Annotated in this window: 9 protein-coding genes; 5 read left to right on the top strand and 4 right to left on the bottom strand. The window is 60.7% G+C overall.

Going from position 1 to position 14,010, the window contains the following annotated elements:
• Positions 1-43 precede the first annotated feature (43 nt).
• From CSE6_RS07790 to aceE, 3 genes are all read right to left on the bottom strand, one after another.
• Complete coding sequence (locus CSE6_RS07790) at positions 44-919, bottom strand: hypothetical protein (RefSeq protein WP_059440259.1); 876 nt, start codon at positions 917-919, stop codon at positions 44-46.
• Between the two features lie 115 nt (positions 920-1,034).
• The gene (gene aceF / locus CSE6_RS07785; RefSeq protein ID WP_034391506.1) at positions 1,035-2,726 is read right to left on the bottom strand and encodes a dihydrolipoyllysine-residue acetyltransferase; all 1,692 of its coding nucleotides are present in this window, start codon (positions 2,724-2,726) and stop codon (positions 1,035-1,037) included.
• Between the two features lie 18 nt (positions 2,727-2,744).
• Positions 2,745-5,459, bottom strand: a complete 2,715-nt coding sequence (gene aceE, locus CSE6_RS07780) for a pyruvate dehydrogenase (acetyl-transferring), homodimeric type (RefSeq protein ID WP_059440258.1) — start codon at positions 5,457-5,459, stop codon at positions 2,745-2,747.
• 309 nt (positions 5,460-5,768) lie between these two features.
• Between aceE and CSE6_RS07775 the strand changes: the two genes are divergently transcribed.
• From CSE6_RS07775 to CSE6_RS07755, 5 genes are all read left to right on the top strand, one after another.
• A complete protein-coding gene (locus CSE6_RS07775; protein ID WP_012838307.1) occupies positions 5,769-8,336 on the top strand; it encodes a PAS domain-containing sensor histidine kinase in 2,568 nt (855 codons plus the stop codon).
• Complete coding sequence (locus CSE6_RS07770) at positions 8,333-8,986, top strand: response regulator transcription factor (RefSeq protein ID WP_003055354.1); 654 nt, start codon at positions 8,333-8,335, stop codon at positions 8,984-8,986. Before CSE6_RS07775 ends, CSE6_RS07770 begins: the two co-directional genes overlap by 4 nt.
• Positions 8,987-9,134: 148 nt before the next feature.
• Positions 9,135-9,989, top strand: a complete 855-nt coding sequence (gene folD / locus CSE6_RS07765; RefSeq protein ID WP_034355854.1) for a bifunctional methylenetetrahydrofolate dehydrogenase/methenyltetrahydrofolate cyclohydrolase FolD — start codon at positions 9,135-9,137, stop codon at positions 9,987-9,989.
• Positions 9,990-10,188: 199 nt separating this feature from the next.
• Positions 10,189-12,240, top strand: a complete 2,052-nt coding sequence (locus tag CSE6_RS07760) for a M3 family metallopeptidase (RefSeq protein ID WP_059440257.1) — start codon at positions 10,189-10,191, stop codon at positions 12,238-12,240.
• A gap of 227 nt (positions 12,241-12,467) precedes the next feature.
• Positions 12,468-13,163: a glutaredoxin family protein gene (locus CSE6_RS07755; RefSeq protein WP_059440296.1), complete on the top strand. Its 696-nt coding sequence runs from the start codon at positions 12,468-12,470 to the stop codon at positions 13,161-13,163.
• A gap of 123 nt (positions 13,164-13,286) precedes the next feature.
• On the opposite strand, the gene rpiA is transcribed toward CSE6_RS07755, so the two are convergent.
• Positions 13,287-13,985 carry a ribose-5-phosphate isomerase RpiA gene (gene rpiA, locus CSE6_RS07750; RefSeq protein WP_034355848.1) on the bottom strand — a complete coding sequence of 233 codons (699 nt, stop codon included), beginning with the start codon at positions 13,983-13,985 and terminating at the stop codon, positions 13,287-13,289.
• Between the last annotated feature and the right edge of the window lie 25 nt (positions 13,986-14,010).

Raw genomic sequence — 14,010 nt, 5'->3', positions numbered from 1 at the left:
AGCAAAAACGGTTTTTCTCGGTTTGAAGCCGGACGGTGACGCCTTAGCTCCAATCAAAGGTCTGCAGCACGGTGCGGCTTTGTGGCTCGTAGAACATCAGAATTTCGCAGTCGCTACCGGTGAACTCGTTGGCATAGGTGCTGGTGATGAACTCGAACGCAGCGCCCGTTTCCGGGTGGATGGGGTGAATGCCGTCATCCGTACCAATGTCGCTGAGCAGTGGGTTGGTCAGATTGCTCCAATTACCACCCCATGCAGGCCCGCCCAGCACACCGAGCAGATAGCGACCTGAAGTGGAGTCATAGCAATCCGTGCCTGGCTCATACAAGGGCAGCTTGGCAACTTCAGCAGCGTCATCCCAGGGCTTGGCAGCATTCCAGCCATGGGCCAGAAAGTCCCGCCTGGCCTGCCCATATGCCGCGTGCTGGGTTGCGTAATGCAACTCCATCACATCGCGCCATGAGTACTTGGCCCCGTGGTGCAGTTCAAACGGCGGCTCCACGCCCAGTTTGACCAGTTCACGATGCTGGGTGCGCACCTCGCGCCAGTCGAGCGATTTTTCCGCCCAGTCGGCCCGATCCTGCTCCAGCATGAAGTAGCGCCAGTCACCCAGCAACTCGTACCTGCCTTGTTCGTTGAGCTTGAAAGCCAGCCAGTCAGGCTTGAGCAGCGCATTGCCAAACTCCTCGCCTCCCCACTCCCCGACTTGCCCTTCGTAGGGCTCGCAAGGGGCGACGAGATGAATCGGCCCGCTCCAGGCATCGTCGAGCAAGGCCAGATCGATGGTGACCAGCGGCAGAAAATGCCGCGCGTACTTCTCGACCGGCTCGGCGAAGACGTCAGACGCATCCGGAAAGGGCAGGATACCGGGGATGACGCCACGCAGATGCTCGATGGGATGCTGTCTCAGGTTCTTCATCTCACTCATGGACTGGCAAGGTGAAGCGCAAGGCATCTAAAAAGATAGCTACTTGCGCAGTTCAGATAAGCGCTACAGGCCGATTTCGCTAAAAATCGGCCTGCTGGTCAGCTGCTTAGAGCAGGATGCGGCGGTAGTCGGCCAGCACAGCGCCCAGGTAGGCGTTGAAGCGTGCAGCGGCTGCACCGTCGATGACACGGTGGTCGTACGACAGCGACAGAGGCAGCATCAGGCGAGGCACGAACTGCTTGCCGTCCCACACAGGCTTCATGGCGCCCTTGGACAGACCCAGGATGGCGACTTCAGGCGCATTGATGATGGGCGTGAAGTTGGTGCCGCCGATGCCGCCCAGAGACGAGATCGAGAAGCAGCCGCCTTGCATGTCCGCAGCGCCCAGCTTGCCGTCACGGGCCTTCTTGGCCAGCTCGCCCATTTCCTGGCTGATCTGCAGAATGCCCTTCTTGTCGGCATCCTTGAGCACGGGAACGACCAGGCCGTTCGGTGTGTCCGCAGCAAAGCCGATGTTGAAGTACTGCTTGTAGACCAGAGTGTCGCCATCCAGAGAGGCGTTGAACTCGGGGAACTTCTTGAGCGCAGCCACCACGGCCTTGATCACGAAAGCCAGCATAGTCACCTTGACGTCGCTCTTGGCCTTGGCGCTTTCGGCATTGGTCTGCACGCGGAAGGCTTCCAGCTCGGTGATGTCGGCCTCGTCATTGTTGGTGACGTGGGGAATGACCACCCAGTTGCGATGCAGGTTGGCGCCCGAGATCTTCTTGATGCGCGACAGTTCCTTGCGCTCGACAGCGCCGAACTTGGCGAAGTCGACCTTGGGCCAGGCCAGCACTTCCAGACCGCCGACGTTGCCGCCGGAAGACTTGGGAGCCACCGCCTGCTGCGCCAGGGTCTGTACGGCACCAGCCATCACCGACTTGGTGAAGGACTGGATGTCTTCGGCCGTAATGCGGCCCTTGTTGCCCGAGCCCTTGACTTCTGCCAGAGGCACGCCCAGTTCGCGAGCGAACTTGCGCACCGAAGGCGAGGCATGGGGCAACTGACCCGAAGGCGCCACGGTGGGGTTGTGGGCTGCAGGCGCTGCCACAGGTGTGGAAGCAGGAGTTGCAGCCACGGGAGCAGCGGCCACAGGAGCAGCTGCAGCAGCCACAGGGGCGGCAACAGCGGCTGCCACGGGAGAGGCGGCCTGCACGGGAGCAGCTGCTGCGCCCTGCACCGTCATCTGGCCGACCACGTCGCCCACGTTGACGGTGTCACCCAGCTTGATGGTCAGCGCCGTGATGGTGCCTGCCGAGGGTGAAGGGATTTCCATCGAGGCCTTGTCGGACTCCACGGTGAACAGCGATTGCTCGACGGCCACGGTATCGCCCACCTTGACCAGCATCTCGATCACGGCCACGTTCTTGAAGTCGCCGATATCGGGGATCTTGATGTCCACGGTAGAAGACGCTGCGGGAGCGGCCGCCACAGGAGCTGCAGCCACGGGAGCAGGAGCAGCGGCCACGGGGGCAGCCACAGGTGCGGGTGCTGCGGCGGCAGGTGCGGGAGCCGCGTCGGCGGTTTCCAGCATCACGACCACGGAGCCTTCCTTGACCTTGTCGCCCAGGGCAACCTTGATTTCCTTGACCACGCCAGCCTGGCTGGAGGGGATTTCCATGGAAGCCTTGTCGGACTCCACGGTAATCAGGGATTGCTCGACCTTGATGGTGTCACCCACCTTGACCAGCACTTCGATCACGCCGACTTCGGAGAAGTCGCCAATATCGGGGACCTTGATTTCTGTCAATGCCATGTTATCTGTCTCCCCTTCTTAGGCGTGCAGCGGGTTGATCTTGTCGACGTTGATGCCGTACTTCTTGATCGCTTCGGCCACGGTCGTGGCGTTGATCTTGCCTTCATCGGCCAGACCACGCAGTGCAGCCACCACGATGTAATGACGGTTGACTTCGAAGTGTTCACGCAGCTTGGCGCGGAAGTCCGAACGACCGAAGCCGTCTGTACCCAGCACCTTGTAGGTACGGCCCTTGGGCATGTAGGGACGGATCTGCTCGGCGTAGGCCTTCATGTAGTCGGTCGAGGCGACCACGGGGCCGGGATGGGCAGCCAACTGCTGGGACACGAAGGGAACCTTGGCGGCTTCCAGCGGATGCAGCATGTTGAAGCGCTCCACTTCCTGACCTTCGCGGGTCAGTTCGTTGAACGACGGGCAGCTCCAGACGTCGGCGGCAACACCCCAGTCCTTTTCCAGCAGTTCCTGGGCGAAGAAGGACTCGCGCAGGATGGTGCCGGAGCCCAGCAGTTGAACGCGCAGGCCGCTCTCGGGCACCTTCTGGCCAGGCTTGACCATGTACATGCCCTTGAGGATCTGCTCTTCCGTGCCGGCTTCCAGGCCAGGCATGGGGTAGTTTTCGTTCAGCAGCGTGATGTAGTAGAAGATGTTTTCCTGGTTCTGCACCATGCGACGCAGACCGTCCTGCATGATCACGGCCACTTCGTGAGCGAAGGTGGGGTCGTAGGACACGCAGTTGGGGATGGTATTGGCCAGGATATGGCTGTGACCATCTTCGTGCTGCAGGCCTTCGCCGTTCAGCGTGGTACGGCCCGAAGTGCCGCCCAGCAGGAAGCCGCGCGCTTGCAGGTCGCCAGCCGCCCAGGCCAGGTCGCCGATGCGCTGGAAGCCGAACATCGAGTAGTACACATAGAACGGGATCATGACCCGGTTGCTATGGCTGTAGCTGGTGGCTGCAGCGATCCAGCTGGACATGCCGCCGGCTTCGTTGATGCCTTCCTGCAGGATCTGGCCGGCCTTGTCCTCGCGGTAGTACATCACCTGGTCCTTGTCGACCGGGGTGTATTGCTGACCGTGGGGGTTGTAGATGCCGACCTGACGGAACAGGCCTTCCATACCGAAGGTACGGGCCTCGTCCACCAGGATGGGCACCACGCGGGGGCCGATGTTCTTGTCGCGCAGCAGCTGCGTCAGGAAACGCACATAAGCCTGGGTCGTGGAGATCTCACGGCCTTCGGGTGTGGGCTCCAGGATGGCCTTGAAGGTATCCAGCGCAGGAGCGGTGAACTGCTCGTCAGCTTGCTGGCGACGGTGCGGCAGATAGCCGCCCAGAGCCTTGCGGCGCTCGTGCAGATACTTCATTTCCGGCGTATCGTCGGCCGGCTTGTAGAAGGGAATGTCCGCGATCTGGCTGTCGGGGATCGGGATGTTGAAGCGGTCGCGGAAGGCCTTGATGTCCTCGTCGCTCAGCTTCTTGGTCTGGTGAACGTTGTTCTTGCCTTCACCGATCTTGCCCATGCCGAAGCCCTTGACGGTCTTGACCAGCAGCACGGTAGGCTGACCCTTGTGGCCGTTGGCAGCGGCGAATGCTGCGTAGACCTTCTGCGAATCGTGGCCACCGCGGCGCAGATTCCAGATTTCATCGTCGGACATGTGCTCGACCATCTTCAGGGCGCGAGGATCGCGACCGAAGAAATGCTGGCGAACGTAGGCACCATCGTTGGCCTTGAAAGCCTGATAGTCGCCGTCGTTGCACTCCATCATGATCTTCTTGAGCACGCCGTCCTTGTCCTTGGCCAGCAGCTCGTCCCAGCCCTTGCCCCACAGCAGCTTGATGACGTTCCAGCCGGCACCGCGGAATTCGCCTTCCAGCTCCTGGATGATCTTGCCGTTGCCGCGCACAGGACCGTCCAGGCGCTGCAGATTGCAGTTGATCACGAAGACCAGGTTGTCCAGGTTCTCGCGCGAAGCCAGACCGATGGCGCCCAGGGATTCCACTTCGTCCATTTCACCGTCGCCGCAGAACACCCAGACCTTGCGGTTTTCGGTGTTGGCAATGCCGCGTGCGTGCAGATACTTCAGGAAACGTGCCTGGTAGATGGCCATCAGCGGGCCCAGGCCCATGGACACCGTGGGGAACTGCCAGAAGTCAGGCATCAGCTTGGGGTGGGGGTAGCTCGACAGACCCTTGCCGTCCACTTCCTGGCGGAAGTTCAGCAGCTGTTCTTCGGAGATACGGCCTTCCAGGTAGGCGCGGGCATAGATGCCGGGCGAGACGTGACCCTGGATATACAGGCAGTCGCCGCCGTGGTTTTCGTTCTCGGCATGCCAGAAATGGTTGAAGCCGGCCGCAAACATATTGGCCAGCGAAGCGAAGGAGCCGATGTGACCGCCCAGATCACCACCTTCGGGGGGGTGAATACGGTTGGCCTTGACCACCATGGCCATGGCGTTCCAGCGCATGTAGGCACGCAGACGACCTTCGATCTCGAGGTTGCCGGGGCACTTTTCTTCCTGATCGGCCTCGATGGTGTTCACGTAGCCTGTATTGGCCGAGAAAGGCATGTCCACGCTGTTCTGGCGCGCGTGTTCAAGCAGATCCTCGATCAGCTTGTGAGCATAGTCCGCACCTTCGCGGTCGATCACCGCAGAGAGGGCATCCATCCACTCGCGCGATTCTTGTTGGTCCAGGCCGGCAGGAAAGCCAGCGCCTTTGGGATCAGTCTGAGCTGTCATTGTGAGTGTCTCCTTCGAGAGGGGGTAGCTTTATCACGAAGCAGTGAGTGCGGCATCACACGGGTGCGGCAAGCGCCACACCGCATAACGCGTGGCACAGCACCTTCGGGTGCTCCCCGGATTAAACCGATTCACTGTGTCGATCGCTGGCGAGTTTCGCACATTTTTTTCAAATTTCAAATTGTGCTTCGTGATTTCACTATATAAAAAAATGCTGCAAATGCACATACAGTGAAGCCTCTATAGATTGTCTTTTACGCGACAGAAATAGTCGCAGATTCCACTAGGTCTCTCCCCTACACTGGAGGCATGCAAACAAGCAATCACGAACGAGAAAAAGAGGACGCAAAAAGCGCGCAATCCGTTGCATCCCCTGTGCGCTGGTGGCGTAGCTGGTGGCGCAGCCTGTCGCCGACCCGGCAGGATCGCTATGCCGCGCTCGCGCCGCTGGCATCGGTGCTGATGTTCATGGCTGCAATCATTGCGTCGTTCTGGTATTTGCGCACGGAAGAAGTGGATCGCGAGCAGGAGGCACTGCGCCGCGACGTGGAATACGCCCAACAACGCGTGCGCCTGCGCCTGCTGGAGCGCCAGGAGCAACTGATGCGCATGGCTCGTGACATCGGCAACCGAGAGATGCGCAAAGCCGACTTCGACGGTCGCACCGAAGCGTTGATCAGCCAATACCCCGAGCTGCAATCGATTACCTGGATCAATGACAAGCGTCAGGTTGTGTACAGCCAGTCAGCTCCGACGGTGGCCACGGATCAGCTGCGCGCCGTGGGAGAAAGCCTGCATCAGGGCGAGACCCTGCAAGCCTATGAGCAAGCCCGCGAGATGCTGCAGCCCATCTATGTGCAGGAAAAAGCCCAGCCCAATGAGTTGCCGCCACTGCTGCAACTGCATGTGCCAATCAGCGCCAACAGCCGCTACCAGGGCGAGCTGCTGGCCGAGTTTTCGGTGGACAGTCTGCTGCGCTATGGCACGCCCACGGAAGTGATGGCCCGTTACGCCATCACCATGCGCGATGCCGACAACCATGTGCTGGCCGGCACTCCGCTGGCACCGCGCAAGACGCCTACCGAGCTGCTGCACTGGCGTGCCATTGCGAATGAATACGAAGTGCCCGTCTCCCCGGTGGGCACGGCGCTGATGATGCGCGCCCAAGCCTATCAGACCTCGCTGGGCGTAGTCGGTAGCGGCCTGTTCTGGCTGGTGGGCACCTTGTCGGCCATGACGGCCTGGCTGCTGCTGGCCACCTGGCGCCACACACGCCGACGTCAGCGTGCTCAGGAGGCCTTGGTGGCCGAGACCAACTTCCGTCGTGCCATGGAAAATTCCGTGCTGACGGGCATGCGAGCACTGGATCTGCACGGCCGCATCACCTATGTGAACGCAGCCTTCTGCCAGATGACGGGCTGGAGCGAGAAGGATCTGGTCGGCCAGGTTCCACCCTATTCCTACTGGCCCGATAACGACTACGACAATCTGCATTCACAGCTGCGCGAAGAGCTGTCGGGTAAGACCATCGTTGGCGGCTTTCAGGTACGTGTGAAGCGCAAGAACGGCAGCCTGTTCGACGCGCGCCTGTATGTATCGCCGCTGATTGATGCCCACGGCCAGCACACGGGGTGGATGTCGTCCATGACGGACATTACCGAGCCCAACCGGATTCGCGAACAGCTGTCTGCCTCGTACGAGCGTTTCACCATTGTGCTGGAGGCGCTGGATGCCTCTGTTTCCGTGGCCCCTCTTGGAAGTGCCGAACTGCTGTTTGCCAACAAGCTGTACCGTCAGTGGTTTGGCTCGCACACCGAAGGACATCTGCAACTGGTCGCCCAGGCCGGCAAGCTGCCGGTTCGCCACCAGCCCGAAGCCGAGAACGAAGACGGCCTCATGGGCTTGCCTACGGACACGCTGACTGCCGCACGCAGCGAGAACGCCGAGATCTTCGTGCCCAGCCTGGGCAAATGGCTGGAAGTCCGCTCGCGCTATCTGAGTTGGGTGGACGGCCGCCTGGCCCAGATGGTGATTGCCACCGACATCACCCAGCGCCGCCTGGCCGAGGAACAGGCTGCAGCCCAGGCAGAAAAGGCCCAGACCGCCAGCCGCCTCATCACCATGGGCGAGATGGCATCCAGCGTGGCGCACGAGCTCAACCAGCCCCTGACCGCCATCAGCAATTACAGCTCCGGCATGCTGACACGCCTGGAAAACGGCACGCTTACACCCGAACAGATGAAGTTCGCACTGGAAAAGACGGCACATCAGGCACAGCGTGCCGGGCAGATCATTCAACGCATCCGCTCCTTCGTGAAAAAGAGCGAGCCCAATCGCATGCTGGCCCAGGTAGGCGAGATGGTGAACGAGGCGCTGGAGCTGGCCGGTATCGAGTTGCGCCGCCGCAATGTGCAGCTGACCTCGCATATTGCCGAACGCATGCCGCCGGTAATGGCCGATGCCATCCTCATTGAGCAAGTTCTCATCAATTTGATGAAAAACAGTGCTGAGTCAATTGATATGTCCGACCGCCCGCTGGGCCAACGCAATGTGGAACTGCGCGTGCGCCCCCAGGTCTTTGAAAGCCTGCCGGGTGTGGAGTTCACCGTGGAAGACACGGGCAAGGGCCTGCCGCCGGAAGTGTTGGAACACTTGTTCGAAGCCTTCTTCTCCACCAAGAGCGAAGGCATGGGCATAGGCCTGAACCTTTGCCGCTCGATTGTCGAATCACATCAGGGTCGAATGCATGCCGAGAACCTCTACAATGGAAGCGAAGTCACTGGTTGCCGGTTCTCATTCTGGCTACCGTTGGCAACGGGTGTGGAGACGACAACACTCACCACGACAAGCGAACCCATAAAGAGGACGATTGCATGAGTTTGATTCCCAAAAAAGGCACTGTTTACGTAGTTGACGACGACGAAGCAGTCCGTGATTCGCTGCAATGGCTGCTGGAAGGCAAGGACTACCGCGTGCGTTGCTTTGACTCCGCCGAGACCTTTTTGTCGCGCTACGACCCACGCGAAGTGGCCTGCCTGATCGTCGACATCCGCATGGGCGGCATGACCGGCCTGGAACTGCAGGACCGACTGATCGAGCGCAAGTCTCCTCTGCCCATCGTCTTCATCACCGGTCACGGCGATGTGCCCATGGCCGTGAACACCATGAAGAAAGGCGCGCTGGACTTCATCCAGAAGCCTTTCAACGAAGAAGAGCTGCTGGGTCTGGTCGAGCGCATGCTGGATCACGCCCGCGAAGCCTTTACCGGCCACCAACAGGCCGCCAGCCGCGATGCTCTGCTGGCCAAGCTCACCGGCCGCGAAGCCCAGGTGCTCGAGCGCATCGTCGCCGGCCGCCTGAACAAGCAGATCGCCGACGATCTGGGCATCTCCATCAAGACCGTGGAAGCCCACCGCGCCAACATCATGGAAAAGCTCAACGCCAACACCGTGGCCGATCTGCTCAAGATCGCACTGGGCCAGGGCCAGACCAGCGCTGCGGCCAAAGCGGCGGCTGCCGTCAATTAAGTGCTCCCCGCGAAATCGGAAGCCACTCCAATCGCGAGATAATCCAAGGAGCACTGGCCAGGCCTCGCGCTTTAGCCAACTCCTATTCTGATAGCTGCTAGTGCTTGTTCATCAAGGGCTAGCAGCATTTTTTATTGGTACTCCAGCAATGACAGCCCAACTCATCGACGGCAAAGCCCTCTCCGAACAACTGCGCAAGGAAGTCGCCACCCGCGCGGCAGCGCTCAAGGCCAAGGGCGTAACGCCCGGTCTGGCCGTAGTTCTGGTGGGCGACAACCAGGCCTCCCAGGTCTACGTGCGCAACAAGGTCAAGGCCTGCGAAGACGTGGGCTTCCACTCGGTGCTGGAAAAGTACGATGCCTCCATGACCGAAGCCGAACTGCTGGCACGTGTCGAAGCGCTGAACAACGACCCCAGCATTCACGGCATTCTGGTGCAACTGCCCCTGCCCAAGCACATTGACGACCACAAGGTCATCGAAACCATTTCCCCCGCCAAGGATGTGGACGGCTTCCACGTGGCCAGCGCCGGCGCACTGATGGTCGGCGAAGTCGGCTTCAAGGCCTGCACGCCCTATGGCTGCATGAAGATGCTGGAATCCATCGGCATGAAGGATCTGCGCGGCAAGCACGCCGTGGTCATCGGCCGCTCCAACATCGTGGGCAAGCCCATGGCCATGATGCTGCTGGCCGCCAATGCCACGGTCACCGTCACCCACAGCGGCACCGCCGATCTGGCTGCCATGACTCGCCAGGCCGACATCATCGTCGCGGCCGTGGGCAAGGTGGATGTGCTGACCGCCGACATGGTCAAGCCCGGTGCAGTGGTCATCGACGTGGGCATGAACCGCAATGCCGAAGGCAAGCTCTGCGGCGACGTCGACTTCAACGGCGTCAAGGAAGTTGCTGGCTACATCACCCCTGTGCCCGGTGGTGTCGGCCCCATGACGATTACCATGCTGCTGGTCAACACCATGGAATCGGCAGAGCGCGCCGCTGCCTGACGCCCTCCGAGCCGCCCCGCGACTTCTCCCTCTCTGGCTCTGATTGCACGAGGGGGACGACAGCTTTGCTGCGCGGTGGCGCTTGCACGCAGTCCTAGCGTGAGCACGCTTCTGACCACAGGCTGACGCTATGAACGCGATAGCAATAAATACCCTGAGAGCGCTTGATTTTCCCGACCTTGCCGGCACTTAATACAGCATGAGCAATCCACTTCTCGAATCCTCCTCCCTGCCCTTGTTTGACCGCATTCAGCCTGCGGATGTGGCACCCGCCATCGACACTTTGCTGGCCCGTGCCAGTGAGGCGCTGGAGACCGTGGTTGCACCGGACTTCCCCGCACAGTGGGAGACCATCTCTGCCGTGCTGGACGTGGCGACTGAAAAGCTGGGCACCGCCTGGTCGGCCATCAATCACCTCAACAGCGTTGCCGACACCCCGGAGTTGCGCGCGGCCTATAACGAAGCCCTGCCCAAGGTCACCGAGTTCTGGACCAATCTGGGCGCCGATGAACGCCTGTACGCCAAGTACAAGGCCATTGACCCGACCAGCCTCAACAAGGAACAGCGCGCCGCCTGGGAGCATGCCATGCGCGGCTTTGTGCTCTCGGGTGCCGAACTGCAGGGCGCAGCCAAGGAACGCTTTGCGCAGATCCAGGCACGCTCGGCCGAGTTGGCCCAGAAATTCAGCGAGAACGCGCTGGACGCCACCGATGCCTTTGCCTACTACGCCAAGATTGACGAGCTGGACGGCGTTCCGGCCGATGTGATCGCCGCGGCCAAGGCCGGCGCCGAAGCAGATGGCAAGGAAGGCTACAAGCTGACGCTGAAGATGCCCAGCTATCTGCCAGTGATGCAGTTTGCCAAGAGCAGCGCACTGCGCGAGAAGATTTATCAGGCTTATGTGACCCGAGCTTCCGACCAGGCCGATGGCGATGGCAAACGCTTTGACAACACCGCCGTGATGAAGGAAATCCTCGCCCTGCGCCTGGAAGAATCCCAGTTGCTGGGCTACAGCAACTTCGGCGAAGTCTCGATCGTGCCCAAGATGGCCGATTCGCCCAAGCAGGTCATTGACTTTCTGCGCGATCTGGCACAACGAGCCCGTCCCTATGCAGAAAAGGATGCTGCCGATCTGCGTGCCTTTGCCAAGACTGAGCTCGGCATTGCCGACCCCCAGCCCTGGGACTGGGCCTTCATCGGCGAAAAGCTCAAGGAAGCCCGCTATTCCTTCAGCGAGCAGGAGCTCAAGCAGTATTTTCCTGCACCCAAGGTGCTGGCAGGCCTGTTCAAGATTGTCGAAACCCTGTTCGAAGTCTCCATCCGCCGCGACGAAGCTCCGGTCTGGAACCCCTGCGTGGAGTTCTACCGTATCGAGCGCTCCACCGAGCAAGGCACTCAGCTGGTCGGCCAGTTCTACCTGGACCCGCAGGCGCGCAAGGGCAAGCGTGGTGGCGCCTGGATGGACGATGTGCGCACACGCTGGCTGCGCCCCGACTCCCATCAGCTGCAAACGCCTGTGGCCCACCTGGTCTGCAACTTCGCGTCCGGCGTGGACGGCAAACCCGCGCTGCTCACGCACGATGATGTGATCACCCTGTTCCACGAAACCGGTCACGGTTTGCACCACATGCTCACGCAGGTCAATGAACGCGATGTCTCGGGTATTGCCGGCGTGGAATGGGATGCAGTCGAGCTGCCCAGCCAGTTCATGGAAAATTTCTGCTGGGAGTGGGATGTGCTCAAGCACATGACTGCCCATGTGGACACGGGCGAGGCCTTGCCCCGCGCGCTGTACGACAAGATGATTGCCGCCAAGAACTTCCAGTCCGGCATGCAGACCCTGCGCCAGATCGAGTTTGCGCTGTTCGACATGCTCCTGCACACCGAGCACAATCCCGCAGACGACTTCATGGCGCTGCTGAACCAGGTGCGCGCCGAGGTGTCCGTGCTGCAATCGCCAGCCTACAACCGCATGGCCCACACCTTCAGCCATATCTTTGCCGGTGGCTATGCCGCCGGTTACTACAGCTACAAATGGGCCGAGGTGCTGAGCGCGGACGCCTATGCGGCTTTTGAAGAAACCATGCTGGCCGATGGCTCGCCCAACCCCGAGACCGGCCGCAAGTACCGCGAGTCGATTCTGGAGGCCGGTGGCAGCCGCCCTGCCATGGAGTCCTTCAAGGCCTTCCGTGGCCGCGAGCCACAGATTGACGCACTGCTTCGCCACCAAGGTATGAGCCAGGCCGCCTGAGTCTTCTGCTGCCACCTGCCCAAAAGCGCCCTTCCCGGGCGCTTTTTCATGTCTGCCATTGCCCCAATAAGAGAGACCCAAGACTGACGCTAGCTGACTCACGCACCGAGGTCGGATCAAGACAAGCCGGAGCATGGGAGCAGACAGTCCTCCATGCAAGCTATGCTCTGCCCATCGGCGCTCGCGTCCTCAGACCTCTTCACTGCACTTCATTGACCAAGATTGAGATGCCACGATCTTTCATTGCCCGGCCTTCGGCCGAGAAACCGACCTCCCGCAACGCCCTGTTGCTGACAATGCTTGTAGCCGCCTTTGCCGCATTGGCGAGCGGAGTCGGCCAGGCCCAGAACCTTTATCGCAGTGTAGGCCCCGACGGGCGAGTCACCTATTCCGACCGTGCCATCGGCCCCAACTCCAAGCCCAGTACCGAAGCCGTGAGCAACACCGATGGCCCGGCATCTTCGGCCAACGCACAGCTGCCCTACGAGCTGCGCCAGACTGCCAACCGCTATCCCGTCACGATCTATACGGGCAAGGACTGCGGCCCCTGCGACGAGGCCCGGTCTCATCTGCAAAACCGTGGCATCCCGTTCAACGAACGCACCATAGATACCAGCAGCGATGTTGCAGCACTCAGAAAGCTCAGCGGGCAGGACAGCCTGCCCTTTGCCACGATCGGCAACCAGCACCTCAAGGGTTTTGGCGCCGACAGCTGGGACCAGTACCTGAGCGCGGCTGGCTACCCCAAGCAGCCCCAGTTGCCGAAGAACTACAAAGCCCCCGCAGCCAAGCCTTTGACCATGCCGGCACCAGTTGCTGCCGAAGCAGCCAAGCCCGCCGAACGTCCTGCACGCATCACGGCGCCAGCAGCCCCACCCCCTGGCGCATCCACACCTGACAACCCCGCGGGCCTGCGCTTCTAGGATTCATGAACTTTCAATGAAATCAGTCTCTAACGCTTACCAATAAAGCGTTAGCAGCTATCAATTTCACAAAAAAAAAAACCACCTGCGCAAGCAGGTGGCTTTCCGGCCGCAGATTGCTGCTTAGTATTCCAGCGTCTGCACGCCTTGTGCGGTTCCCAGCAGGCACACCGCAGCCTTCTGGTGAGCAAACACGCCCACGGTCACGACGCCGGGCCACTGATTGACTTCGGACTCGAAGGCCAGCGGCTCTGCGATCTTCAGACCGCGGACATCCAGAATATGCTGGCCGTTGTCGGTCACCAGCGGCGCACCATCCTTCATGCGAATCTGCGCCGTCACGTCGGCGCCCATGGCTTCAAAGCGACGCGCGATCTGGGCCGCCGCCATGGGAATGACTTCCACGGGCAGCGGAAAATTACCCAGCACCGGCACACGCTTGGACTCATCGGCAATGCATACAAAACGCTGAGCCAGCGCCGCCACGATCTTTTCGCGCGTCAGCGCCGCACCACCGCCCTTGACCATATAGCCCTTGCCGTCGATCTCGTCGGCACCGTCGATATAGACGGCCAGGCTGGCGACTTCATTGGCATCGAACACCTTGATGCCCAGCGCCTTCAGGCGCTCGGTACTGGCAACCGAGCTGGAGACGGCGCCAGGAATCCGATCCTTGATGGTGGCCAGTGCATCAATGAATTTGTTGACCGTGGAGCCTGTGCCCACGCCCACAATTTCACCGGCGACCACATATTTCAGGGCAGCTTGTCCGACCAAAGTTTTCAGTTCATCTTGAGAAAGAGGTGCAGCAGATGTCGTCATGAGGGAAAATCCAGGTAATCCTGCG

Origin of the sequence: Comamonas sp. E6, from assembly GCF_001010305.1 — a bacterium.
Classification (GTDB): Bacteria; Pseudomonadota; Gammaproteobacteria; order Burkholderiales; family Burkholderiaceae_C; genus Comamonas; species Comamonas thiooxydans.
Note: the sequence above shows the minus strand (reverse complement) of the source record. Positions and strands in the feature narration are given on the sequence as shown.

Bases quoted from the DNA above. Each gene is read 5' to 3' on its own strand.
- CSE6_RS07790 (WP_059440259.1), bottom strand. From the start codon at position 919: ATGAAGAACCTGAGACAGCATCCCATCGAGCATCTGCGTGGCGTCATC.
- aceF (WP_034391506.1), bottom strand. From the start codon at position 2,726: ATGGCATTGACAGAAATCAAGGTCCCCGATATTGGCGACTTCTCCGAA.
- aceE (WP_059440258.1), bottom strand. From the start codon at position 5,459: ATGACAGCTCAGACTGATCCCAAAGGCGCTGGCTTTCCTGCCGGCCTG.
- CSE6_RS07775 (WP_012838307.1), top strand. From the start codon at position 5,769: ATGCAAACAAGCAATCACGAACGAGAAAAAGAGGACGCAAAAAGCGCG.
- CSE6_RS07770 (WP_003055354.1), top strand. From the start codon at position 8,333: ATGAGTTTGATTCCCAAAAAAGGCACTGTTTACGTAGTTGACGACGAC.
- folD (WP_034355854.1), top strand. From the start codon at position 9,135: ATGACAGCCCAACTCATCGACGGCAAAGCCCTCTCCGAACAACTGCGC.
- CSE6_RS07760 (WP_059440257.1), top strand. From the start codon at position 10,189: ATGAGCAATCCACTTCTCGAATCCTCCTCCCTGCCCTTGTTTGACCGC.
- CSE6_RS07755 (WP_059440296.1), top strand. From the start codon at position 12,468: ATGCCACGATCTTTCATTGCCCGGCCTTCGGCCGAGAAACCGACCTCC.
- rpiA (WP_034355848.1), bottom strand. From the start codon at position 13,985: ATGACGACATCTGCTGCACCTCTTTCTCAAGATGAACTGAAAACTTTG.